Below are 24,347 nucleotides of genomic sequence, written 5' to 3' on the forward strand. Positions count from 1 at the left end.
GGGAACGAGCCCGCAACACCCGGCCCGGCCACCCGTTCCTCAGTCCGGAGCCGGGCGGCCCGCACCACCCGGCCCGGCCACCCGCCCCTCAGTCCGGAGCCGGGCGGCCCGCCCGGCCATCCGTCAGTGAGCCGGGCCGGGCGGTCAGCCGTCTGTCAGGCGGCTCAGTCGTTCGACCGCGTCGGCGTACTCCTCCACCAGCCCGAACACCACGTCCTTGGTGGAGCGCACCTGGTTGGTGAGGCCGATGACCTGCCCCGCCGGGAACGTCGCCAGCTCGGCGGCGTCGGAGCGGCCGATGCGCCGCAGCGCGTCCGACACCAGCATGAACTGCAGCGGCATCGGCAGCGTCCCCGGCGAGCCCTCCGACTCCCAGGCGTCGGTCCACTCGTTCTTCAGCAGGCGGGCCGGCTTGCCCGTCCAGCTCCGCGAGCGGACCGTGTCGCGGGACGTCGCCGCGAGGATGCGACGCTTCGCCATCTCCGGCGTGTCGGCCTCCTCGACGGTCAGCCACAGGGAGCCGGTCCAGACGCCCTCCGCGCCCAGCGCCATCCCCGCGGCCATCTGGCGGCCGTTGCCGATGCCGCCCGCCGCGAGCACGGGCACGTCCACGGCGTCCACCACCTGCGGGATGAGCACCATGGTGGAGATCTCGCCGGTGTGGCCGCCCGCCTCGGTGCCCTGGGCGACCACCACGTCCACGCCGACCTCGACCTGCTTGAGGGCGTGGCGGGGCGTGGAGGCGAGCGCGGCGACCTGCACGCCGCCGGCGTGCGCCTGCTCGACCACGTCGGCGGGCGGCGGTCCGAGCGCGTTGGCGAGCAGCGCGATCGGGTGGCGCAGGGCGACCTCCACCTGCGGCCTGGCGGTGGCGTCCGTCCAGCCGAGCAGGACCTTGCCCGCGTCGGCGTCCCCCGACAGGGCCGGCACGCCGTGGGAGGCGAGGAGCTTCTCGACGAACGACCGGTGGCCGTCGGGGATCATCGCCTGGAGGCGGCCCACCAGCTCCTCGGGCGGGAAGTCGGCCCCCTCGTACGAGGCCGGCATGACGACGTCCACACCGTACGGCTTGCCGTCGACGTGGGCGTCGATCCACGACAGCTCCGTCTCCAGTTCCTCCGGGGTGAAGTAGAGCGCGCCGAGCACGCCCATGCCGCCCGCCCGGCTGACCGCGGCGACCACGTCCCTGCAGTGGCTGAAGGCGAAGATCGGGAGTTCGATTCCGAACATGTCCGTGACCCGTGTCCGCATGGCCTGACAATACGTTCGGAGGAGGTGAACTGCAACGCGTTCTAGGTGGAGATGTTTGGCATGTACTGGCGGGTAACTTGAATTTATAACGCGTTCTAGTCGGCCGCAGCGTAAAAAGAAAAGGGCCCGCGCAAGCGGGCCCTCAGGGAAAGGAGAGACGGGAGTGGCGGGGTCAGCCCGGGACGGCGGACGGAGACGGCGCCGCCGGGGCCTTGGCGGCCCGGCGGCGACCGGAACGGCGCCGCCGGAGTCAGACGGTGTTGCGGCGGGAGAGGACGATGCCACCGAGGACCAGGGCGACGCCGACCACGAGCGACACCAGCGGGATGACGTTGCGCAGCAGGTTGATCTGGCTCTTGCTGCTCTCGGCGTCCTTGACCAGCTTGTCCACCGTGTCCTCGGTCATCTTCGCCGTGGCGACGAACGCCGGCATCCGCTCCACGCCGTCCTGCGTCTTCAGCACCTCGTGCCGCTGCACCTCCTGCTTGACGGGCGCGCCGGTCACGGGCTCGATCCAGTACGTCGTCCTGCCGTCGTACCAGCGGTCCACCTGCACGTCGCCGGTGGTGCCCTTGATGCCGAGGACGTTGGCGGGCGCGCTGCGGGTCCCGGTCTTGGTGGGCGGGACGTCCTGCTCGAAGACGTACACGCGCAGCCCGTTCACGGTGTCCTCACGTACGAACCTCGCGTCGAACGCCTTCTGCGCCGTGGAGTTGAAGACCTTGTACGTCTTCTTCTCCACGTCGAACGGGAACTTGTAGATCTGCCCCTCCAGCGTGACGGGCTCCTTCTGCACGCTGCTGCCGCAGCAGTTCACGCCGACGCCGGTGTACTTGTTGAAGGCGCTGCGCCGTTCGCCGAAGTCGATCTGGGGGCGGTTGTTGGTGATGTCGTTGACCACCGTGCCCTCGTCCCAGACGACCCGGTCGCCCGCGGCCTCCTTCACGTCGCCGCGGGTGGTGACGAGGATGTCGAGGTCGCCGGTGAGCACCTTCAGGTCGCGCAGCGAGAAATACCGGGCACCCGCGGCCACCAGGTGCGAGCGGTTGAAGTGATTGGCGGGAGCGGAGACGATCTTGTCAGCGGCCCAGAACTTCAGCAGGGGCGCCAGGGCGATGAAGAAAGCCCCGAATCCGATGAGCACCAGGGTGGACATTCGACCCATCGAGGCCTCCATATTTTTGTAGAACGTGTTGCTGTCCGGTGCGATCGTCGTGCATCAAAGTATGACAGGGGGTGACACCCGTCACGTCCCGCGAACCACCCGCAACCAAATCGATAGAAACAGGTTCTACAGTGGTTTCGCCTAGGAAAGCGGGAAAGTGGAACGAGCATTGAAGACCAGGGACGCCGCCCTCGACGGAGTACGCGCCGCCGCCGCGCTCGGCGTGTGGCTGCTGCACGTCGGCAGCAACACCGGCGTCATGTACCAGGAGGGCATGTACGCCTGGCTGATGAGCCGGCTCGGCGCCGCCGTGCCCGTCTTCTTCCTCCTGTCGGGCCTGCTGCTGTACCGGCCGTGGGCCCGCGCCGCCGTCGAGGGGACGCCGCCGCCCCGGCCGCTGCGCTACCTGTGGCGCCGCGTCACCCGCGTCATGCCCGTCTACTGGCTCGTCGCCGGGCTGGGCCTGTGGGCCTGGACGAAGCCCGACTGGTCCGGCTGGCTCGCCTGGATGCTGCTGCTGCAGAACTACGTGCAGGGCGACGCGCAGGCCGAAGGGCTGTACCAGATGTGGACGCTCCCGGTCGAGATGGCCTTCTACCTGGCGCTCCCCGTCCTCGCCTGGGCGCTGCACCGGTGGGCGCGCGCGGGAAGGCAGGGCGGGAACGTCCCGGTCAGGCTGCTCTGGGGGACGGCGGCGCTGGGCGCGGTCTCGGCCGTCACCGTGACGGTCACCTCGCTTGCCGGGCTGCCGCAGCTCAGCCTCCTGCTGCCGTACCACCTGATCTTCTTCGCGTGCGGCATGGCGCTCGCGGTGCTGTCCGTCTGGATCAAGCACAGCAGGCTGGTGGACGCGATCGCGCCCCAGCTCCTGGTGCTGGCCCTCCTGCTGTACGCGGTGCTCAGCACGCCCCTCGCCGGGCCGCGCACACTCGACGAGCCCACCCTCGCGCAGGCGCTGCTGCGTATGAGCCTGGAGGCCGCCGTGGCCGTGCTCGTGGTCGCGCCGTTCGCGCTGGCGCCGAACCCCGGCTCCCTGCGGCACCGGCTGCTCGGCAACCCCGTCACGGCGTACCTCGGCCGCGTCTCCTACAGCTTCTTCCTGTGGCACGCGCCGGTGATCACGCTGTACCGCCACCTGACCGGCGACGCGCCGTTCACCGGCGACTTCGCCGCCACGGCGGTCGTGTCGTTCGTCGTGTCGCTGCTGCTGAGCGTCGGTAGCTACCATCTCGTCGAAACCACCGCGCTCAGGCTGAGCGGGCGCCGGTCAGCACCTGCTCCGCCTCCTGAGGCTCCGGTTCCCCAGGCGGCGTCGGCTCCCTGACGAGCTGCCAGAAGAACACGCCCATCGCGGCGCAGCCGGCGAGCTGCGGCACCTGGTCCATCAGCGCGGCGGCGTCCACGCCGTGGCCGCGCAGCACCAGGCCCGCGGCCAGCGACAGGGCCGCGCCGCCGAACGTCCCCGCCGCCACCCAGTGCGCGGGCACGCCGCGCCGGCGCAGCACCGCCGCGGCGAGCAGAGCCGCGCCGGACGCGAGCGCGCCGGGCCAGCTCGCCACCCACCAGCCGAACGCCACCCCCAGCACCACCGCGTACGGCGCCCGCCAGCTCGGCAGCCGCGACAGCGCCGCGGGCGCGGTCTCCCTGACGTGCTCGGGCCGCGGGCCGCGCAGCACCAGGGCGAGCAGCGCCAGCAGGCCGATCCCGGCCAGCCCGAGCACCAGCGCCAGCCGGTACGGCCGGTCGGGCAGGTACTCCATCCGCACCGTGCCCGTGGTGCCCGCGGGCAGCTCCCAGCCCTGCTTCCACCCGTCGATCCGCACCGGGCGCAGCGTCGTGCCGTCGATCTCGGCCCGCCACCCGGCGTTGACGTTCTCGTTGACGACGAGGAAGGCGTCCTTCGGCGCGGCCACCTGGACCTCGCGCAGCGACGGCGTCCAGGTGCCGCGCACGGCGGCGCCCTCGACGGCGGCGGGCCGCTCGGGCAGCCGCCCCACGGCCAGGCTCTGGACGGCGAACGGGTCCCACCCGGCGACCCGCACCCGGTTGTCGCCCTCGGCGAGCCGCGCCTTCGCGCACCCGGTGATCTGCAGGGGCCGCTGCTCCAGCAGGTCGGCGTGGGTGCCCGTCACCTTGGTGTCGATCGTCCGCCCGTTCACCTGGATCTTCGGCCCGAGTCCGCAGGCCAGCCGCAGCGGGACGCCTTCCGGCCTGAGCACCCGGCTGACGCCCGGCACGTCCACCTCGGTCACCTGCAGCCGCTTGGCGACGGGGTAGAAGCGCAGCTTCAGCGACGAGGTCCGCATCGGCTTGAACGTCATCCAGCCGTCCGCGCCCGGCCGGCCCGCCCTGATCTGGCCGCCGTCGCCCGTCACCACGACGTCGAGTGGCTGCGTGTCGCTGCCGGTACGGCCGATCTGGAGCCGGGAGAGCGACTTCGCGCCCTTCCAGGCGATCGTCAGCGTCGGCTCGGCGTCCCCGGCGGCGGGCACCCACGTCGTGGTGAGGTCGCCGTCGAACGCGGACCTGGGCGACACCATGGCGTCCTGCGTGAGCTGGGACGACCCCGTCACGACGGGCAGGCCGGAGCCGATCCTGACGTACCGGTCCACGAGCTTCGGGTCGCGCAGCACCGCGTACCCGCGCACCTCGGCCGTCGCCGCGGCGCCGGCGGTGAACGTGCGGTCGAACCCGGCGCTCTCCTCGCCCTGCCGGGGCAGGACTAGCGGGTTGCACACCCAGCGGCGCGCGCCCCGCATGCAGGCGGGCCGCGCGTCGAGCCCCTTGTCCATGACGAACACGTCGCCGCCCGCCCCCGGCAGCCTGATCGTGCGCTGCGCGGTGACTCCGGGGACGGCCAGCTCGGTGATGCCGACCCGCTGCCCGTAGCTCCACGCGCCGGACGTCGCCAGCACCCTGATCCTGATCCAGGCCGTCGGGCCGTGCGGCACGGCCAGCGTCTGCGGGTCGGAGGTGGCGCGGACGTCCAGCTCGTTCCGGCCCGTCTCCGTCTCCACCGCCACCCGGGTGACGGCGGGGCCGAGCAGCGGGTTCACCGTGAACATCACCTTGACGTCCTGGACCTCGCGGCGAGAGGGCAGGTCCACGCGCAGCCACTGGCCCTGCGCCGGGTGGACGCCGTCGCTTTCCCAGCCGGTGCCGGCGTTGCCGTCCATCGCCGCCCACGGGCCGCGGCCCGGCGTGCTGAGCGCCGCCGGGGCCTGGGCGTCGGCCACCGAGGACGACGCCGTGATGCCCGCGATGCCGTCGTACCCGGCGGTCGCGGTGTCGTCCAGCCAGCCGTCCTCCAGCAGGTCGAGCTCATGCACGCCGGTGAACCGCGCGCGCTCTCCCGCCGTCAGCGTCGGCGTCTCGTTCGACCTGATCTCGCCGAACGAGCGCTCCCGCAGCCGCAGCGCGTCGCTCACCACGGTCGGCGCCTCGCGCTTGCCCGCGTCGTCGTTCACCAGGACGGGGCCGTCGCCGAGCAGGCCGAGGTCGCCCATGGCGAGCAGCGAGTCGGGCCCGCCGCGCAGCCGCAGCGACTCCCCGGCCGGCTGCACGGCGACCACGTCGGAGCCGCCGGTCACCTCGTACAGGTCGAGGGCGGGGAACGGCGCGTCCAGGGTGTCCACGGCGTCGTCGCCCACCGGGTCGCCGAGCTGCGGGCCGAACGAGCGGACCTTGACGATGCCGGGCGACTCGCTCAGCGCCTCGAACACCCGGGCCGGCCAGGCGCCCTTCAGCGTCTCGCGCAGCAGGTCGTTCCTGACGAGCAGGTAGTGCACGCCCATCCGGCGCAGCACCTCGGTCACCCCGGCCGACCCCTCGCCGGCGGCGAGCCGCTCGTCGATGGCGTCGAGCAGGCGCGACAGGCCGACCGAGCCGGGCGGCGTGATCTGGCGCTCCGTCCAGCGGGCCGTGGTGAGCGCCTGGAGCGGCTCGTCCATCGGCCTGCCCCAGGCGTACTCGGCGAACTTCGAGCCGGGCACCACCAGCACGCCGTCGTCGCCGGCGTTCTGGTTCAGCCAGGACGCGGCCTCCCGCCAGTACGGCGGCACGTCCTTGAAGTCGCCGGGCGCGGCCAGGCCCTGGTTGAGGACGGGCAGCACGAGCGCGGCGAACGCCGCCACGGCGATCGTCCGCAGTGGCAGCCGGGCGCGGACGAGCAGGTGGGCGAGCCCGTACGCGAGGGCGAGCCGCACGAGCGGGTCGAACTTCCGCAGGTTGCGCAGCGGCGCGAGCGGGCCGTCCAGCAGCCAGCGCACCTGCTCGGCCACGAACGGCTCCAGCGCGCTGACGTGCCCCGCGACCAGCGCGGTCACGCCGACCAGGAACAGCGCGACCAGGAAGCCGCGCGCGGGCAGGTCCGTGCGGGCGAGCCCGGCCAGCCCGAGCACGGCCAGCGCGCCGGTGACCACGACCATGGCGGCCGACGTGGCGATCGCGAACCCGGGCGGCTGGTCGAACACGCCGGTCAGCGGCAGGTAGCGCACCCAGTCGGAGGCGCCGCGCAGCACGTTCGTCAGCGACGTGACCTGCGTGGTGGTGCCCGCGGTCTCCGTGTACGGCAGGAACGAGAAGGCGTACCGGCCGACGAGCAGCAGCGGCAGCCACCAGAACAGGGTGGCGACGGCGACGGCGCCCGACCACCAGCCGAGCAGCCGCCAGCGCGGCACGGGGCGGGGCCTGGTGAGCACGCAGAGGACGGGCGCGACGAGCACGGCCAGCACGGCCACCGCGTTGACGCCGCCGCACAGCGCCACGGCCAGCGCCGACCTGACCGCGCCGCGCGCCCGCTGCCCGGTCTCCGAGGCGGTGAGCAGCGGGAGGACGATCCACGGCAGCATCGCGGCGGGCAGCCATTCGATGGAGATCTCGCCGATGATCGACAGGGTGCGCGGGGCCAGCGCGTACGCCAGCCCGGCCACGATCCTGGTGCCCGGCGTGCCGACGCCGAGCCGCGCGCCCAGCCGCTCGACGCCGAGGAAGCCGACGCACAGCAGCAGGGTGATCCAGAGCCGCTGGGTCACCCACGGCGCGATGCCGGCCAGGTCGCCGAGCGCGAAGAACGGGCCCATGGGGAAGACGTAGCCCGCGACCTGGTTCTGGAGCTGGCCGAAGTGCTGCAGGTCCCACAGGTGGGAGGCGCGCTCCAGCCAGCCGACCGGGTTGAGCGCGAGGTCCATCTTGGTGTCGGAGATCAGGTGGCCCGGCTTGGTGGTGAACGTGAGCACGGCGAAGCCGAAGCAGCAGATCAGCAGCCAGAGCCGGTGCCGCGCCCGCTCGCTCACCGCTCACCCCGCAGCACCGGGGTCTCCCCGTGCCACAGCGGCGAGGGCTGCTCCCCGCGCATGAGCGCGGCGAGCCGTGCCGCGCTGGCGTCCCAGGAGAACCGCCCGGCCCATTCCCGACATTTCACCGTATAAGTGTGGTCCAGCTCGTGGAGTGCCCCGGCAATCCCTTCGGCCAGGTCGGCGCCCTCGGGCAGCAGCCAGCCCGTCTCGCCGTGGCGTACCGCGTCGCGCAGCCCGTCCACGTCGTACGCCACCGTCGGCACGCCCAGCGCCGCCGCCTCCAGCACGCACAGCCCCCAGCCCTCGCCCTGGGAGGCGTTCACGTGCAGCCACGCCCGCGCGACGATCGCCGCCTTCTCCTCCTCGGACAGGTAGCCGTGCAGGGTGACCCCCTCGGGCAGCCGCGCCCGCAGCCGCTCCTCCTCCGGCCCCCTGCCGACCACGTCCAGCGTGAGGCCCGGCCAGCGCCGCCGCAGCTCGGGCACCGCGTCGAGCAGCAGGTCGAGGCGCTTGTGCGCGACGAGCCTGCCGACGTGCACCAGGCGCGGCGACAGGCTCCTCCCGGCGTCGCCGGGCGAGGCGACGCTCACCCCGTTCGGCACGATGTGGACGGGCCCCGTCCAGCGCAGCCGCTCCCGCATCGCCCTGACGGTCGAGGGGGAGACCGCCACGCTCACGTGCCGCCGGTAGCTCCAGCGGGCGGCGGGCCCCTCCAGGAACCGTCCGACGGCGGCCAGCCACGGCGGCAGGTGCACGCCGAACTGCCGGTCGTGCACGTGGTGCATCACCAGGAACACCCTGGTCCGCCGGCCGACCGCCCACGGCGTGAAGAACGGGATGCCGTTCTGGCAGTCCAGCACCACGTCGAAGCGGCCGCGGCGGAGCAGCAGCCAGGCCAGCGCCAGCGGGTAGACGGTGAACACGCCGCCCATGCGGCGCACGCGCACGCCGTCCACGACGTCGCCGGCCGCCTGGCCGGGCGCGCGCGCCGTGACGAAGCGCACCTCGTGCCCCTCGCGCGCGAACCGCCTGGCCAGCTCCCATGCGAACGTCTCGGCGCCACCGGCGTGCGGGTGCCACGGGTCACGCCAGTTGACCAGCGCGATCTTCACGGATATCCGACGGGGTCGAGCGGCGGCTCCCAGGCCGGGCCGACGGCGGCACGCGGACGGCTCCGCAGCCGTAGCCGCAGCCAGATCCGGCCCATCTCCAGGAGGATGCCGAGGCTGTGGCGGGCCGGGGAGAAGCGCGAGCCCGGCATGTCATGCCAGTTCACGGGGATCTCCAGCACCTTGGCGCCGCGCGCGGCGCAGCGGGCCAGCAGCTCCACGTCGAACGCGAAGCCGGGCGTGCGCAGGCCGGCGGCGACGTCGCGGGCCAGCACGCCGTCGAAGAACTTGAAGCCGCACTGGGTGTCGCTGACGCCGGGCACGAGCGCGGCGGCGAGCGCGCGGAAGCCGAAGGCGCCCAGCTCGCGCACCTTGCTGTGGCGGTTCTCGACGACCGAGCCGGCGTGGGCCCTGGAGCCGATCACCACACGTTCCCCGGACAGCAGCAGCCCGAGGGCGGAGTCGACGGCGTCCAGGTCGGTGGCCATGTCGGCGTCGCAGAAGCCCACGAAGGGCGCGGACGTCGCCAGCAGTCCTGCGCGCACGGCGGCTCCCTTGCCGGGGGTCGCGCACGCCACCAGGCGCACCGGCACCCGGCCGGCCGGCCAGGTCCTGACGATCTCGGCGGTGCCGTCCGTGCTGTTGTTGTCGACGACGATGACGCGGGACGGGAACGGCATGCGGGCAAGCTTCGCGCACAGCTGCAGGAGGCCCCCGGGGAGTCGTCCTTCCTCGTTGCGGGCGGGGATGACGATCTCAAGCAGTGGTGGTCGGCTCGTCCTCTCGTCCCCTGGGGAGGAGGGCGGCATCAGGATCGGGCTACCGGTCGCCGTAGTTGTAGAGCGGCTGGTTGACCGGCGTGGTGGTGGCGCCGGTGAGAGAGACCGTGGTGACCGTCGCCACGAGGGTCGCAACGGCCACGCCTATGATCGCTGCTAAGAGGATCTTGATCATGAGGGTTCCTCCGTGCGCGGACTAGGTGCGGGCCGTGCCTAACCTAGAACCAATTCTTGCTACTAGCTAGTAGCTAGACGAAATCTTTACAAAAGGGCTGATCAACGGCCATTTTACGACTTTACTGACGGAACAGAACCATCGAATCGGTACAGTCGCAGATCAGAACCGCTGATCACCAGCCTGGCGCCGCGCAGCCACCCCTCGAAGCGCCGAAGCTCCCCCGGCGTCCCGGCATCGACCACGACGTACCTAAACCCCGCCGCGGCAAGGTCCGGCGATGATCCATCTAGTACGCGTTCTACCGCCTGCGCCCGGGGGTCCTCGCTCGCGACGACCGTCCCGCCGACGCGTACGGCGTCGTTGCTGACCACCCGCCGCCCCGGCACGGCGAAGAACCGCTGCGCCGGGTCGAGCAGCGCCCTGCCGCCGTTCCACGGGAAGCGCCGGTACGACTCGAACGGCAGCACCAGCACGTCCCCCTCCGCGCCGTCACGCCGCACGGCCTCGCGCGCGGCCGTCCAGCTCGCCGGGTACGCCACCGCGTCGAGCGCGCCCAGCGCGCCCCACGCCATCGTCGGCAGCACCGCGACGGGCACCGCGACCAGCACCGCCGCCACCCCCGTCCGGGCCCGCGCCGGCACCGCCCGGCCCGCCGCCTCGGTGAGCAGGCCCAGCCCCACGGCCGCGACGAGCGCCAGCGGCGCCACGTACTGCTGCGCGTCGCGGAACACCGCGAACCCCGCCCACGTCTCCACCGCCCAGCGCAGCGCCGCCCTGCCCGGCTCGCCCACCCCGAGGCAGGCGACGCCCAGCCCCACCGCGGCCGCCGCCGCCAGCCCCTTCCTGTACGGCACGTCGGAGCGCAGGAACCAGACGACCCCGGCGATCACCAGCACCAGCCTGGCCACGGCCCCCGGCACGGTGTCGTAGCCGGCGGGCACGGCGTGGGCGTTCCAGATCCCGCCCAGCGACACGACGCTCACGACGGCGCCGAACGGCCCGTCGGCCCTGGCCGCGAAGGCGTCCACCCCGAGCGGGTCACCGGCGAGCGCCACCGGCCGCAGCGCAGTGACCGCGAGCCACGGCAGCGCGAACGCCACCAGCCACGCGGCGACCCGCCCGGCGGTCACCGCCCGCGCCTTCCCGCCTGACGGTCCCATCAGGGCGGCGGTGGGGAGCGCGGTGACCGCCGTCACCGTCATGGCGGCGAACCCGCCCACGGCGGCGGGCACCATCGCGACCGCGAGCCGCCGCCCGTGGCGGGGGCCGGACGCCAGGGCGCGTACCACCCAGGGCAGCCCGGCGTAGCCGAGCAGGAGCGCCCACTGTCCCATGAGCAGCCGCTCGGCCACGTACGGGTTCCAGACGTAGAACGCCCCGGCCACGAGCCGCGCCCCCAGGGAGGCGGAGGGCGTCAGCAGCGCGGCCCCCGAGCAGCCCAGCACGAAGATCCCGAGCAGGATCGCCTTCTGCACCAGTTCCGCGGGCAGCACCTGGGCCAGCGCGGTGACCACCGCGTCGCTGGGAACGACCCGCGCCGCTCCCCCGGCCAGCCCGAAGGTGAACGGCGAGAACGCCGGATCTGGCACGAACACCATGTCCTGGAGCAGCACGAACCCCCAGGCCAGGCCCGGCCCGAGCGCCAGGCAGCCCAGGGCGAGCCCGAGAAGGGCGGAGGCGGCCCCTGCCCGGGAGGTGTGCGGCATCCCGCTATGACACCACAACCCCACCAATGCCCGATCCGCACACAATGCCGGCTACGGCCCAGTCCGGCCCACACAGCCGACCGCCACCCGACAAGCCCAAGAAGAGCCGCCCCCTACGCACAGGACGCCCACCACCCCCCGAAGGACGGCCACCCCCTCACAGACCGGCCACCTCCTGCGGACGGGACGCCCACCGCCCCTCCAAGGACGGCCACCCCCTCACAGGGTGGCCGTCGCCCGAAGGTGGGCTACTTGCCGGGCTCCGGGTCCCTGGGCAGCCCGAGCATGCGCTCGCCGATGATGTTGAGCTGCACCTCCGTGGTGCCGCCGTAGATGGTCATCGCCCGCGTGGAGAGCACGGCGCGGTTCCAGTAGCCGGCGTCGCCGAGCTTCATGTCGGCCGCCACCGTCGCGGCCGGGCCGAGCAGGCTGACGGCCGTCTCCGAGACGTGCTGCGCGTGCGAGGTCGACAGCAGCTTGCGCACGGAGGCGTCGGCGCCCGGCTCGGTGCCGGCGAGCTGCTTGAGCGTGACCCGCAGCGACAGCGCGTTGATCGAGTGGCCCTCGCAGACCACCCCCGCCACCTCGTACGCCTCCACCGGGGTGAGCTCGCGCCCGAGCCGTCCGACGAGGCCGAGCAGGTCGGGCACGGACGCGCCGGTGCCGCCCGAGCCGGACGACAGCGAGACCCGCTCGTTCGACAGCGTGTTGCGCGCGACCTGCCAGCCCTGGCCGACCTCGCCCACGACCAGCTCGTCAGGGACGAAGACGTCGTCGAGGAAGACCTCGTTGAACAGGTTCTCGCCGGTCATCTCGGTGAGGGGCCTGACGGTCACGCCTGGGGCCTTCATGTCCACCAGGAAGTACGTGATGCCCTCGTGCTTGGACCCCTCGGAGGAGTTACGGGCGATGCAGATGCCCCATTCGGCGACGTGCGCGACGGACGTCCAGATCTTCTGGCCGTTGAGCCGCCAGCCGCCCTCGACCTTCTCCGCCTTCATCTGCAGCGACGCCAGGTCGGACCCGGCGCCGGGCTCCGAGAAGAGCTGGCACCACATCGTCTCGCCGCTGAGCGTCCTGGGCAGGAAGCGCTCCTGCTGCTCCCTGGTGCCGTACACGGCGATGGACGGCACCACCCAGGCACCGATGATCATGGCGGGCAGCCGCACCTTGGCGGCCTTGAGCTCCTGCGCGATGAGCACCTGCTCCAGCGGCTTGGCGTCGCGCCCCCACGGCCTGGGCAGGTGCGGCATGACGAAGCCGCGCGCGGCGAGCTCGCGCCGCTGCTCGACGCCCTCCAGCCGGGCGATCTCGGCGATCTCCGCCCGGATCGACTCGCGCAGTTCCTCGGCGTCCTCGGGCAGGTCGATCTCCATCTCGCGGCCGACGCCCTGCAGGGCCAGCGCCGTCACGGTGGCGGCCCACTCGGCGGACGGCCCGAGCAGCGCGCGCAGGGTGAGGGCCCTGCGGTAGTAGAGGTGGACGTCGTGCTCGAAGGTGTAGCCGATGCCGCCGAACGTCTGGATGGCGTCCTTGGCGCACTGGACGGCCGCGTCGGGGGCCATGACCCCGGCCACGGCGGCGGCGAACTCCAGCTCGCGGCCGTCGGCGCGGGTGGCGTCCCAGACGGTGGCGCGGGCCTGCTCCAGCGCGACGAGCATGCGCGACAGCTTGTGCTTGATGCCCTGGAACTGGCCGATGGGCCGCCCGAACTGCACGCGTACCTTGGCGTACCGGGCGGCGGCCTCGACGCACCAGGAGGCGAGGCCGGCGGCCTCCGCGCCGAACAGGACGGCGGCCAGGTTGCGCACGTCGAGCGTCTCGACGCCGTCGAGCACGCGGTCGGCGGGCACGGTGACGTCCGCCAGCTCGACCCTGGCCACGGGCCGGGTGAGGTCGAGCGACTTGAGGGCGGTGACGGTGGCGGCGGAGGCGTCGAGCGCGACCCACTTCTCGCCGTCGGGCGTGGACACGGGCAGGACGAGCACGTCGGCGAGCGAACCGCCGAGCACGGGCTCGGCGGTGCCGGAGACGGTCAGCGAGCCGTCCTCGGCGGGGGCGCCGGTGAGCGCCGCGGTGAGGGCGACGGCGCCGGTGAGCGTGCCGTCGGCGAGGGGCGCCAGCAGGTCGTTCCGCTTGGAGGCGCTGATGACGGCGCCGGCGAGCACGGTCGGCACGTACGGCCCCGGCGCCATGCGCTCGGCGAGCGCCTCGACGGCCACGGCGGCCTCCAGCAGCCCGTACCCGGAGCCGCCGGAGTCCTCGGGCAGGTGCAGCCCGAGCAGGCCCTGCTCGGCGAGCCCGGCCCAGAACGGCGGACGCCCGCCGCTGTCCGCGGAACGCAGCATCTCGGACGAGATGTTGCGCTCGGCCCAGCCGCTCACCGACTCGCGGAGCGCCTCGTGCTCCTCGCTCAACCCGATCGCCATAGCTCATCCTCCGTCAGGTCGCAGTCCATGCCTAGAACCATATTCTAGAGGATGCTTCTAAGCCTAGAGCGGGCGAACCTTGTCCGCGAGGGTGTTCAGATCGCGCCAGTACGCCTTGCCGCTCTGCGGGATCGAGCCCACGAGCATGGCGGGCTTGGTCTTGCCCACCTCGACGACCGTCACCATGGCCTGCCCCACCTGCCGGGCGTTCCCCGAGGGGTACGAGACCGTGAACGCCAGCGTCCAGCCCTTGCCCACGGGCACCTTCCTGGAGGCCGTCCAGGCCGTGAGCGTGGCGCCCTCGGGGTACTGGGTGCGCAGCGTCCAGCGGGCCGCCTGGACGGCGATGGCGCGGTAGTCGGCGTCGGTGGACGGCTTGGCCGCGGGCGCGTCGCCGGGCAGCATCGCCGAGGCGGCCACGGTGTACGGCGCCTCCACCTTGCCCACGCGCTGCGCCACGGAGAACGGCGGGAACGACTTGGCCGACCACGACCCGCCCAGCCGGGGATAGGAGATACCCGACGCCTTGTCGGTGACCGTGCCCTTGGTCGCGCTCGCCTTCCCGGACAGCGGCGCGAACTTCTTGCTCTCCGGCACGGCGGGAAGGGGCGCCTCGCTGACGGTGGGCGTGGGCGTCGCCGTGGCGGGCGGCACGGGCACGATCGAGACGGCGGTCTGGTCCTGCGTCTGCCTGGTCGGCACGTCCCCGGAGAAGACCACGAAGATGAGCAGGACGGCGAGCACGGTCGCGACGATGGCCGCCACCAGGTAGACCACCTTGATCGGGATGTCGCCCAGCCCGCGCCGCCTCGGCGGGGGCGGCGGCACGACCCGGAAGACCTGCGGCGTGGCAGCGGCCGACGGCCCCCCAGGACCCTTCGGACCCGCAGGGCCCTGCGGACCGCCGGAGCCCTGGGGACCGGCGGGGCGCTGCGGGCCCGCGTAGGGCGCCTGTGGGCGGGGGGCCTGCCGGCCAGTGGCCTGCGGCCAGACCTGGTGGGGCCCGGTGGGTGGAGGTCCGGCGGGCGGGGCCCCGGGCTGCCCGGGCGGCACGTACGGCCTCTGCGCCGGGCGCGGGATCCTGACCGTCTCCTCCGCCGGCAGGACGACCTTGCGAAACGGTGCCGTGGGGGGATCCTGTGGGGGGTTCTGGTCGCCGACGTCCGCCATGGCCTTGAGGTTACGTCACCCTGACCCGGGATATTTCCGCCACAGCCCTTACAGAATCTCATTCTGGAAGGCGGCCCTGCCGGACGGCCTCACCGGGCGCGCGCCCCGCCCCCGTCGCCACGACGCCGTCCAGCCCGCGCGGGGACCCGCGCCCGTCGCGCCTACACCTACGCCACCCATTCTTCACCGATTCTTTTCCGGTACGGGGAATTCGGGTTCGGTGTGGCGATGTGGCGTGATTCGCGGTGACTGCAAACATCGTGCTGGTCTTCTCTACCGTGCCCGCCCAGCAGGCATACCGGAAAGGAACGGCACCTTTTCATGATTATTCGGAACAGAATGACGAAAATGGCGATGAGTGGCCCACTTTCGATCCTTCTGGTTGCCGCCCTGGCCCCGGCGGCGAGCGCGACCACAGCATCCGAGGCACTGGGCCGCCGCTGGTGCGAGCCGCGCACCTTCTTCAAGCACGGTCACCTGTCGCCGCGCAACTTCTTCCTACCCCGCACCCGTTTCACCGACGGCCCCGGCGGGACGATGACGGCCACGGTCACCAGGGAGCACGAGGTGCTCGCGTACCTGGAGACGGAGAAGGAGCGGCAGGTCAACGTGACCGTCGACGACGTCGTGCGCCACCTGCGCAAGCTCGGCCTGCCGCACCTGGAGGAGCGCCACATGGTCTTCGTCGGCCACGAGTACTCGCGGGAGATCAGCAAGGGCAAGTACGGCAACCTGTGGTACCGCGTGTTCGGCTACCGGGTCGGCTGGTCGATGTGGTCGGTGCTCGGGACCTGCCGGCAGGTGGAGGTGGCGTCGGGCATCGCGAACGTCCCAGCCAGGATCGAGGGCTGGCGGTACTGGGAGACCAAGCACCCGATGTTCCGGGGGCGCAGGCTGTCCGACAAGTGACGGGGACCGATGAGCGGGGGCCGGCCTCGCCACCGGCGGGCCTCACCTGGACGCCGCCGGACGGGTCCGCCCGTCGCCGCGGGCCCGGCTCGGGGTCGAGCTCGCGACGAGGGCCCCAGTTCGACGGCGGGCCACACTTCAGCGGCCGTCCGCGCTTCAACGGAGGGCCGCGGTGCAGCAGCCGTCCGCGCTTCAGCGACGGGCCGGGGTTCGGCGACGGGCCGGGGATCAGCCGAAGACGAACCCGGCGCTGTGCCGGCTGCGGCGGCGACGGCGGTTGTCGTCGGTGCGGTCGTTCGGGCTCGGCGTCGGCATGATCGACCCGGGCAGGCAGCTTCCGGCTACCGGCAAGTAGCGATGGATAGCCATAATGTCGCTCCTTTCCCATACAAGCGCCGACATGCCCGCAAATAACGCCTCAATCAGATCATCGGCGGGATTGACCTGGGTTGTGGATACTTTTGGGCAGCAGTTCGGGACCGTTCCGCCCGTTGCGGGGCGCGCGTTTCTCGCCCCGGGGCCGGAGCCTCGCATGAAGCGGCGCCCGCGCACGGTCCGCGGGCCGGCGTGTCTTTCGTCCCGCTCCGGGAAGAGGTGCGACATGCTCCGGAGCCTCATCACGGGATTGGCCGCCGCCGCGCTGCTGGCCGGCTGCGGCTCCGCCACGCCGACCGGCGCCGCGCTGCGCGTGGCCGCCTCGCCGGCCGCGCCCGCCACGCCTCCCGCCACGTCCCCCGCCGGGTCGCCCACGGCCCCCGGCCCGGCGTCCACGCCGGCCGCGCCCTCCGCCGCCGTGCCGGGCTCCGTGCAGTCGCTGGAGGCGGCCTACGAGCGGGTCATCACGGACGTCCTGCCGTCGATCGTCCAGATCAACACCAAGGTCGGCCTCGGGTCCGGCATCGTGTACGACGCCGGCGGCCACATCCTCACCAACGCCCACGTCGTGGGCAAGGCCACCAAGATGACCGTCACCACGGCAGGCGGAGGCCCGTCCAGGCCGGCGCGGCTGGTCAAGGCGTTCGAGGCGGGCGACCTCGCGGTCGTCAAGGTGGACGACCCGCGCGGGCTGCGCCCGGCCAGGTTCGGCGACTCGTCCAAGCTGCGCGTCGGCCAGATCGTGCTGGCCATGGGCAACCCGCTGGGCCTGTCGGGCAGCGTGACCGAGGGCATCGTCTCCGCGCTGGGGCGCACCGTCACCGAGCCGCAGAACCCCGACTCCACGGGCGCGACCATCAGCGGCGCGATCCAGACGTCCGCCGCGATCAACCCGGGCAACAGCGGCGGCGCCCTGGTGGACCTGTCCGGCCAGGTCGTGGGCATCCCGACGCTCGCCGCCCTCGACCCCGACCTCGGCGGCGGCGCCGCGCCAGGCATCGGCTTCGCGATCCCGAGCAACACCGCCACCGACATCGCCGGCCAGATCGTCAAGCAGGGCAAGGTGACCAACAGCCACCGGGCCGCCATCGGCATCGAGGGCAGCACGATCATCGGCTCGGACGGCCGTCCGAGCGGCGTCGGCGTGGCCCGCGTCCTCAAGGGCGGCGGCGCGGAGAAGGCGGGCATCCGCGCGGGCGACGTGATCGTCTCCGTCAACGGCACCCAGACGCCCACGATGGCGGCGCTGGCCGAGACGCTCGCCCAGCTCAAGCCGGGCGAGCAGGTGAAGATCGAGGTGCGGCACGCGGACGGCTCGACCAGCACGGTCGCCGTCACCCTCGGCGAGCTCAGCGGCGACTGAACCGCCGCCGCCCCTCACCCCGGCAGCGCGCCTCCCCTCGCCCGCCCTCACGCGGCCGGCCCTGACGTTCCGCCGCCTCCTCACCGAGGTCAGGACGTGCCGGCGGCCAGGGCCAGCGCCTCCTCCCTGGTGAGCCGCGCGCCCTCGGCGTGCGCCCGCGCGTACCGTTCCCCGCCCAGCCGCGCGCGGGCCGCGTCCTCCACCGCCGCGACGTCCGGGTCGCCCACCCTGGGGATCCCGCGCAGCGCCCGAGCCGCGCCCAGCAGCAGCGCGGCCCGCTCGTGGTCGCCGCGCAGCGCGGCCACGCCCGCGAGCCCCTCCATCGCGCCGGCCGCGTGCGGGCGGCTGCGCAGGTCCAGCGCCGTGGCCAGCGCCTCACGCTGCCGGGCCGCCGCCTCCTCCGCGTCGCCCTCCGCCGCCGCGATCCGGCCCAGCCCGGTCCGCGCCTGGACGGCCGTGAGCCCCGAGCCGAACGAGCCGTCACCGGCGGCCAGCAGCTCCTCGTAGGCGGCCCTGGCGCGGCCGTGGTCGCCCCGCCTCCTCGCGACCTCCGCCAGCCCGTACCGCGCCCGTTCCACGGCCGAGGCGGAGCCCAGCCTCGCCGCGAGCTCCAGCGCCTGCGCGTACCCGGACTCGGCGGCCTCCGCGTCGCCCATCAGCAGCACCCCGTCGGCGCGGCGGCACAGCAGCTCGGCCCGGTCGTCCACGGCGCCCAGCTCGTCCGCCAGGCGCAGCGACTCGTCCATCAGCTCGGCGAACCGCTCGCGCCGGCCCGTCAGCCCCGCGAGATCGGCCAGCTCGGACGTCGCCGCCATCATGCCCCAGCGCTCCCCCACCGCGCGGAACCGCTCCGCCGCCAGCAGGCACTCGCGCTCCGCGAGGTCCATGTCACCGCCGAGGAACTGGGCGAGCACACCGGCGCCGAGGTGGCTCATCGCCGCCGCCCACGGGTGGGTGCTGGCGCGTACCCGCTCGGACAGGACCTCCCGCAGCTCGGCGTTCACCGGCCCGGTCAGCACCGACCAGAAGATGAGGAGCGGGGGACGCTCCTCGACCAGGTCCGCCGCCAGCATCAGCTCGGCCGCCCGCTCCAGGTGCGGCGCCGCCTCCTCGGCGGGCAGCGCGGCGCTCACCACGCACAGCACGTACTCGGCGGCCAGGCCATCGGGCGGGCGCGTGCCCACCTCCGCGAGCAGGGCGCGGGCCGGGGCGACCGCCTCCGGCCTGCGTCCGCGCAGCCACCAGTACGTCACCAGGTCGGCCAGCAGCCGCAGGCCCAGCGCGGGGTCCGCCGCCACCGCCCACCTGAGGGCGGCCCGCAGGTCGTCCTGCTCGGCGTCCAGCGTGGCGAGCCGGTCGAGCTGCCCGGCACCCAGCAGGTGCGGAGCGGCGGCGCGCAGCAGCCCGAGCGCGTGCTCGGCGTGCGCGCGGCGCAGCCGCTCCTCCTCGCCCGCCTCCGCCAGCCGCTCCACGCAGAACGCCTGGATGGTACGCAGCATCCGGTACCGGTCGCCCGCCACCTCGACCAGCGACTTGTCGGCCAGCCCTGCCAGCACGCCGACCGTGTCGGGCACCCTGCACACCCGCTCGACCGCCTCCAGCGTGGCGCCGCCCGCGAAGACGCTCAGCCGCCTGGCGAGCGTGCGTTCCTCCTCGTCCAGCAGGTCCCAGCTCCACTCGACCACGGCGCGCAGCGTCCTGTGCCTGGGCTCGGCGGTACGGCTGCCCCTCGACAGCAGCGCGAACGCGTCGTCCAGGCGCGCGGCGAGCTCGGCCACGGGCAGCGCGCGCAGCCGCGCCGCGGCCAGCTCGATCGCCAGCGGGAGCCCGTCCAGCGCCCGGCAGACCCGCAGCACGTCGGCGGCGTTGCCGTCGTCCACCGCGAAGCCGGGCCGGACGGCGGCGGCCCGCTCGGCGAACAGCCGGACGGCAGGAGCCGACAGCGGCGGCGCGCCCGCCTCCGGCAGGGCGAGCGGGGAGACGGGGAACAGGGTCTCGCCGGTGATGCCGAGCGCCTCCCTGCTGGTGGCCAGGACGCGCAGGCCGGGGCAGGAGGCGAGCAGCCGGTGCGCGAGCGCGGCCGTCGCCTCGACGACGTGCTCGCAGTTGTCGAGGACGAGCAGCAGCGACCGCCCGGACAGCGCGGCCACCAGCCGCTCGACGGGCCCCGCTGGAGCCGTCCGGGCCTGGGACGGCTCCAGCGGCCCCTCCCGCAGCCCCAGCGCCGCCAGGACGGCCCGCGCCACCTCGTCCCCGTGCCCGAGCGGCCCCAACGCCACGAAGCACGTCTCGCGCTCACCGCCGGGCCCGGTGGGCCGCGCCGGCTCCGCACGCGGAGAGGCGAGGCAGGCCTCGACGGCGAGCCGGGTCTTGCCCGCGCCGCCCGGCCCGATGAGCGTGACGAGCCGGGCGCGCTCCAGCAGCCCGGCGAGCGCGGCCAGGTCCGCCTCCCTGCCGACGAAGCCGGTGAGCTGCGCCGGGATCATCGCGACGACCGCGGGCGCCTGCTGGGCGGGCGGTGCGGGCGCGGGCCGGGTCTGTGAAGGGACGGGGGTCTCTGGGACGGCTCGCGTCTCGGGGGTGGCGGGAGTCTGCCAGGCCTCCCGCGTCTCCGGGATGGCGGAGGTCTGCCAGGCCTCCCGCGTCTCCGGTGTGGCGGGGGTCTGCCCGGTCGCCCGGGTCCGCGGGGCGGGCGGGGGTGGCAGGGTGCCGCGCAGCAGGGCCAGGTGCGTCGCGGCGAGCTCGGGCGAGGGGTCCACGCCCAGCTCCTCGGCCAGGAGGGCCCGGCCGCTCTCGTACGCCGCCAGCGCCTCCCCCTGGCGCCCGCCCGCGTACAGGGCCCGCATGAGCTGGCCGCGCAGCCGCTCGCGCAGCGGGTGCGCCGCGACGAGGTCCCGAAGCTCCGGCACCACGTCCCCGTGGAGGCCGAGTTCCAGTTCCGCCTCGATCCGCGCCTCCACGGCGTCGAGCCTGAGCTCGTCCAGCCGGGCCGCCTGGGCGGCGGCGAAGGGCGCGTCGCGCAGGTCCGCCAGGGCGGGGCCGCGCCACAGCGCGAGCGCGCGCCCGAGCACGGCGGCCCGCTCCCCCGGCGACGCCGCCGCCTTCCCCTCGGCCGCGAGCCGCTCGAACAGCAGCGCGTCCACCTCGGACGGGTCGAGCGCGAGCCGGTAGCCCGCCGGGTGGAACTCGACGGGCGCGTCGGGGCCGAGCCCCTTGCGCAGCCGCGACACCTGCGACTGCAGCGCGTTCGCCGCCCCGCCCCGCTCGCCGTACAGGCCGTCGATGAGCCGTTCCGCCGTGACCACCCGGCCCGCGTCCAGCAGCAGCATGGCGAGCAGCGCCCGCAGGCGGGGCCCGCCCGTCGCCATCACCGACCCGTCGGTGCGGCGGGCCTCAAGCGGGCCGAGTAGTACGAACCTCACGTTCCTCCCTCTGCTGCGTCAGACGGTATCGCGAGGGCGGGATGCCGTACCTGTCCACGAACGCCTGGCGCAGGGTCTCGGCCGTGCCGAAGCCGCAGCGGGCGGCGACGGCGGCCATGGGCAGCGAGGTGGTGGCCAGGAGGTGGGCGGCGGCCTCGGTCCTCGCCCGCCGGACGAAGCGGCCCGGCGGCTCCCCCAGTTCCTTGAGGAACAGCCGGGTGAGGTGCCGCTCGCTCACCCCGGCCTCGGCGGCCAGCGCGTACGTGCCGAGGTCGCCGGTCAGGTTACCGGTCACGTACTCGACGATCCGCCTGACCAGGCCGTCCATGGAGGGCCTCGGGCCGACGAACATGCTCATCTGCGCCTGGTTGCCGGGCCGCTGGAGGTAGGTGACGAGGTTGCGGGCGACCGTGCGGGCCAGGTCGGCGCCGTGGTCCTCCTCGACGAAGGCGAGGGTGAGGTCGAGCGCGCTGGTGACGCCGGCTGAGGTGGAGACGTGGCCGTCCCTGACGAAGATGGGGTCGGCGTCCACGACGACCTCGGGGTGGCGGGCGGCCAGCCGGGGCGCCCAGCGCCAGTGCGTGGTGGCCCGCCGCCCGTCGAGCAGCCCGGCGGCGGCCAGCACGTACGCCCCGGTGCAGACGGACGCGACGCGGCGGCTCTCCCTGGCCAGGCGGCGTACGTGCGCGACGATCAGGGCGTCGGCGGAGGCGCGCTTGTGCCCGATGCCGCCGGAGACGACGAGGATGTCGAGCGGCCCGGTGGTGCGCTCCAGCGACTGCTGCCCCTGGAGGGTGAGGCCGGTGCCGCAGGTGATGGGCAGCCCGCCGGGCGTGAGCAGGCGCACCTCGTAGGGGGGCCGCGCGCCGTGCCAGTTGGCGGCCTCCAGGGTCGAGGTGACGCAGGCGATGTCGAGCAGTTCGGCGGCGTCGTACCCGACGACGGCCACCCGTCTGGGTTCCATGGCGCCCGACTCTAGGTCTGAAAGACGAAGTTCCCAAGTATCCGGACATGTCGGTTGCGGTAACCCCGGCCTGGAGCCAAGGTCGCGCCACAGTCGTCCCATGACCTCGATCTCGTCGAAGCCCCGCCGCCGCTGGGGCAGGTTCGCGCTGCACTACGTGGAGATGATCCTCGCGATGTTCGCCGGCATGCTCGTGCTCGGCCTCGCCAGGTCGGCGGTCGGCCTCGACGTCTCGCACGAGCACCAGCCGGAGGTGGCCTACCTGGTCATGGCCGCCGAGATGTCGGTGGGCATGGCGGCCTGGATGCGGGTGCGGGGGCACCGCTGGCCGGTGACGCTGGAGATGTGCGCGGTCATGTTCGCGCCCGTCCTGCCGCTCTTCCCCCTGCTGTGGCTGGGCCTGCTCGACGGCGGCGCGCTCATGACGGTGGCGCACGTCGCGATGTTCCCGCTCATGCTGGGCGCCATGCTCCTGCGGCTGGACGAGTACGCGGGCTGCGCGCACTGACGCGCGGGCCCGCCCCGGCCCGAGAGACCCCCTTCCCGCCATCGGCTTTACCAACTGTCAATTCTGTCCGTTTTATCCGCATTCGTGTTTCCTAATCCCCTTCAGGGGCATGGGGTGACCGGCTGGCCGGAGGACCGGTCGGGACCCCGAGCCTTAGGAGCACAAGCGATGAAAGACACGGCCAGAATTGCGCTGGCTCTCGCCGCCGGCTACTACCTCGGCCGTCGGCACAAGATGCGGTTGGCCACCATCCTCACCGCCGTGGGCATCGCCCGCAGACTGCGCCACACAGGCGAGGGCGGTGCCGGTGGCGGGCTGCTCGGCCAGGGCCTGAAGACCCTCGGCTCGTCGCCGCAGATCGAGGAGCTGACCAGCCGTCTGCGCGGCGACCTGCTGCAGGTCGGCAAGGCGGCCGTCATGGCGGCGGCGAACAAGCAGATCGATTCCCTCACCCAGAAGCTGACCGAGAGCGCGGAACAGGCCGGCGGACGGGGCCGCGAGGAGGCCGAGTACGAGGAGCCTGAAGCCGAGTACGAGGAGTACGAGGAGGAGCCCGAGGAGGCCCCCCGGGCTCGTACGCGCGCCACGGCGCCCCAGGGCGGACGCGGCAGGACGCAGCCGGCCGCCCAGGTTCCCCGCCCCCGCCAGCCCGCGAGCGGCCGCAAGCGGCCGGTGCCGGCGACCAGAAGGGCGGGGTGAGCGACATGACCGAGACGAGGACAGGACCTGTCGGCAGGCTCGCCGACCAGGGCAGGAGGGCTGCCGAGCAGGGCCAGGAGACGCTGCGGCGCGGCCAGGAGACCGCGAGGGAAGGGGTCGGCACCGCCACGCGGGGCGCCGGCACGGCGGCCGCGGGCGTGACCGACGGCCTCGGCGACCAGCTCAAGTCCGGGCTGAAGAAGCTCGGGGTGGTGGCGGCCGAACGCGCGCTGTCGTCGGTCACCGGCAAGGTCGAGGGCGTCACGGGCCGTCTGACCGACTTCGCCGAGGGCGGCGGCGGGAACCTGCTCGGCGCCATCACCGGCTCGGACAAGTCCATCGGGGGGTCCACGCTGGCCGGGGCCGCGAAGGGCGCGCTGAAGGGCGTGTTCGGCAAGCTGGGCAAGGGCAAGGGCGGCAAGAAGCTCAAGCTGACGAACATCATCGAGGTCGTCGACATCGGCGCTCCCGTCCGCGTCGTCTACAACCAGTGGACGCAGTTCCAGGACTTCCCGACGTTCATGAAGAAGGTCGAGAAGGTGGAGCAGCAGGAGGACGCGAAGCTGAGCTGGAAGGCCCAGGTCTTCTGGTCCCACAGGACGTGGAACTCGACGATCCGCGAGCAGGTCCCCGACGAGCGCATCATCTGGCGTTCCGAGGGCCCGAAGGGCTTCGTCGACGGCGCCGTGAGCTTCCACGAGCTCACTCCCGACCTCACGCGGGTCATGGTGGTGCTGGAGTACCACCCGCAGGGCTTCATGGAGCGCACCGGCAACCTCTGGCGCGCCCAGGGCCGCCGGGCGCGGCTGGAGCTGAAGCACTTCGCCCGCCACGTCATGAGCCAGGTCATGCTGCACCCGGACGACATCGCCGAGGGCGGCTGGCGCGGCGAGATCCGTGACGGCCAGGTGGTCAAGGACCACGAGACCGCCGTCGCGGAGGAGCGCGAGCGCGAGGAGGGCGGCGAGGAAGGCCGCGAGCCCTCCGCCGAGTACGGCGAGGAGCAGCCGGAGGCCGAGTACG

The 24,347-nt window shown here is 73.5% G+C and carries 18 protein-coding genes; 6 read left to right on the top strand and 12 right to left on the bottom strand.

Translation table 11 applies throughout. From position 1 onward, the window contains the following. Positions 1-144 precede the first annotated feature (144 nt). Positions 145-1,251: an NAD(P)H-dependent flavin oxidoreductase gene (locus tag BMX74_RS29855; protein WP_055506723.1), complete on the bottom strand. Its 1,107-nt coding sequence runs from the start codon at positions 1,249-1,251 to the stop codon at positions 145-147. Between the two features lie 250 nt (positions 1,252-1,501). Continuing rightward, a complete protein-coding gene (pgfA, locus tag BMX74_RS29860; RefSeq protein WP_091104008.1) occupies positions 1,502-2,416 on the bottom strand; it encodes a cell envelope lipid trafficking protein PgfA in 915 nt (304 codons plus the stop codon). Positions 2,417-2,573: 157 nt separating this feature from the next. Between pgfA and BMX74_RS29865 the strand changes: the two genes are divergently transcribed. Further along, positions 2,574-3,740 carry an acyltransferase family protein gene (locus BMX74_RS29865; RefSeq protein WP_091104009.1) on the top strand — a complete coding sequence of 389 codons (1,167 nt, stop codon included), beginning with the start codon at positions 2,574-2,576 and terminating at the stop codon, positions 3,738-3,740. On the opposite strand, the gene BMX74_RS29870 is transcribed toward BMX74_RS29865, so the two are convergent. The 7 genes from BMX74_RS29870 to BMX74_RS29895 form a co-directional block, all read right to left on the bottom strand. Further along, positions 3,664-7,710: an alpha-(1->3)-arabinofuranosyltransferase domain-containing protein gene (locus tag BMX74_RS29870; protein WP_091104011.1), complete on the bottom strand. Its 4,047-nt coding sequence runs from the start codon at positions 7,708-7,710 to the stop codon at positions 3,664-3,666. The genes BMX74_RS29865 and BMX74_RS29870 overlap by 77 nt on opposite strands. Next, entirely contained in the window at positions 7,707-8,825 is a 1,119-nt protein-coding gene (locus tag BMX74_RS29875; protein WP_091104012.1) for a glycosyltransferase family 4 protein, read from the bottom strand. Before BMX74_RS29875 ends, BMX74_RS29870 begins: the two co-directional genes overlap by 4 nt. Continuing rightward, positions 8,822-9,631 carry a glycosyltransferase gene (locus BMX74_RS29880; RefSeq protein WP_091104014.1) on the bottom strand — a complete coding sequence of 270 codons (810 nt, stop codon included), beginning with the start codon at positions 9,629-9,631 and terminating at the stop codon, positions 8,822-8,824. Before BMX74_RS29880 ends, BMX74_RS29875 begins: the two co-directional genes overlap by 4 nt. 10 nt (positions 9,632-9,641) lie before the next feature. Then, a complete protein-coding gene (locus BMX74_RS45910) occupies positions 9,642-9,776 on the bottom strand; it encodes a hypothetical protein (RefSeq protein ID WP_256257341.1) in 135 nt (44 codons plus the stop codon). Between the two features lie 113 nt (positions 9,777-9,889). After that, positions 9,890-11,485, bottom strand: a complete 1,596-nt coding sequence (locus BMX74_RS43350) for an MmpA family trehalose lipid delivery protein (RefSeq protein ID WP_143078809.1) — start codon at positions 11,483-11,485, stop codon at positions 9,890-9,892. A gap of 248 nt (positions 11,486-11,733) precedes the next feature. Continuing rightward, on the bottom strand, positions 11,734-13,914 hold the full coding sequence (locus tag BMX74_RS29890) for an acyl-CoA dehydrogenase family protein (RefSeq protein WP_055506717.1): 2,181 nt from the start codon (positions 13,912-13,914) through the stop codon (positions 11,734-11,736). A gap of 63 nt (positions 13,915-13,977) precedes the next feature. Beyond that, positions 13,978-14,742 (bottom strand): hypothetical protein, encoded by a 765-nt coding sequence (locus BMX74_RS29895; protein WP_055506716.1) that lies wholly within the window; start codon positions 14,740-14,742, stop codon positions 13,978-13,980. A gap of 696 nt (positions 14,743-15,438) precedes the next feature. Here BMX74_RS29895 and BMX74_RS29900 point away from each other — a divergent pair. Next, positions 15,439-15,993 (top strand): hypothetical protein, encoded by a 555-nt coding sequence (locus tag BMX74_RS29900; RefSeq protein ID WP_091104015.1) that lies wholly within the window; start codon positions 15,439-15,441, stop codon positions 15,991-15,993. A 228-nt stretch (positions 15,994-16,221) separates the two neighbouring features. On the opposite strand, the gene BMX74_RS44415 is transcribed toward BMX74_RS29900, so the two are convergent. Beyond that, positions 16,222-16,362 carry a hypothetical protein gene (locus tag BMX74_RS44415; RefSeq protein WP_176573504.1) on the bottom strand — a complete coding sequence of 47 codons (141 nt, stop codon included), beginning with the start codon at positions 16,360-16,362 and terminating at the stop codon, positions 16,222-16,224. Between the two features lie 232 nt (positions 16,363-16,594). On the opposite strand from BMX74_RS44415, the gene BMX74_RS29905 reads away from it, so the two are divergent. Continuing rightward, positions 16,595-17,731 carry a S1C family serine protease gene (locus BMX74_RS29905; protein ID WP_091104017.1) on the top strand — a complete coding sequence of 379 codons (1,137 nt, stop codon included), beginning with the start codon at positions 16,595-16,597 and terminating at the stop codon, positions 17,729-17,731. An 89-nt stretch (positions 17,732-17,820) separates the two neighbouring features. On the opposite strand, the gene BMX74_RS45915 is transcribed toward BMX74_RS29905, so the two are convergent. Both BMX74_RS45915 and BMX74_RS29915 read right to left on the bottom strand, forming a co-directional pair. Then, complete coding sequence (locus BMX74_RS45915) at positions 17,821-21,153, bottom strand: AfsR/SARP family transcriptional regulator (protein ID WP_177227570.1); 3,333 nt, start codon at positions 21,151-21,153, stop codon at positions 17,821-17,823. Continuing rightward, positions 21,125-22,117: a GlxA family transcriptional regulator gene (locus tag BMX74_RS29915; protein WP_091104020.1), complete on the bottom strand. Its 993-nt coding sequence runs from the start codon at positions 22,115-22,117 to the stop codon at positions 21,125-21,127. The genes BMX74_RS45915 and BMX74_RS29915 overlap by 29 nt, the downstream gene beginning before the upstream one ends. Positions 22,118-22,217: 100 nt before the next feature. Here BMX74_RS29915 and BMX74_RS29920 point away from each other — a divergent pair, with 100 nt between their 5' ends. The 3 genes from BMX74_RS29920 to BMX74_RS29930 all read left to right on the top strand — a co-directional run. Next, positions 22,218-22,625: a hypothetical protein gene (locus BMX74_RS29920; RefSeq protein ID WP_091104022.1), complete on the top strand. Its 408-nt coding sequence runs from the start codon at positions 22,218-22,220 to the stop codon at positions 22,623-22,625. A gap of 168 nt (positions 22,626-22,793) precedes the next feature. Next, the gene (locus BMX74_RS29925; protein WP_055506710.1) at positions 22,794-23,324 is read left to right on the top strand and encodes a hypothetical protein; all 531 of its coding nucleotides are present in this window, start codon (positions 22,794-22,796) and stop codon (positions 23,322-23,324) included. 5 nt (positions 23,325-23,329) lie between these two features. Next, positions 23,330-24,347 (top strand): SRPBCC family protein (locus BMX74_RS29930; RefSeq protein WP_091104024.1); only part of this gene is annotated, 1,018 nt, incomplete at its 3' end.

It is taken from the genome of Nonomuraea pusilla (assembly GCF_900109355.1).
Taxonomy (GTDB): domain Bacteria; phylum Actinomycetota; class Actinomycetes; order Streptosporangiales; family Streptosporangiaceae; genus Nonomuraea; species Nonomuraea pusilla.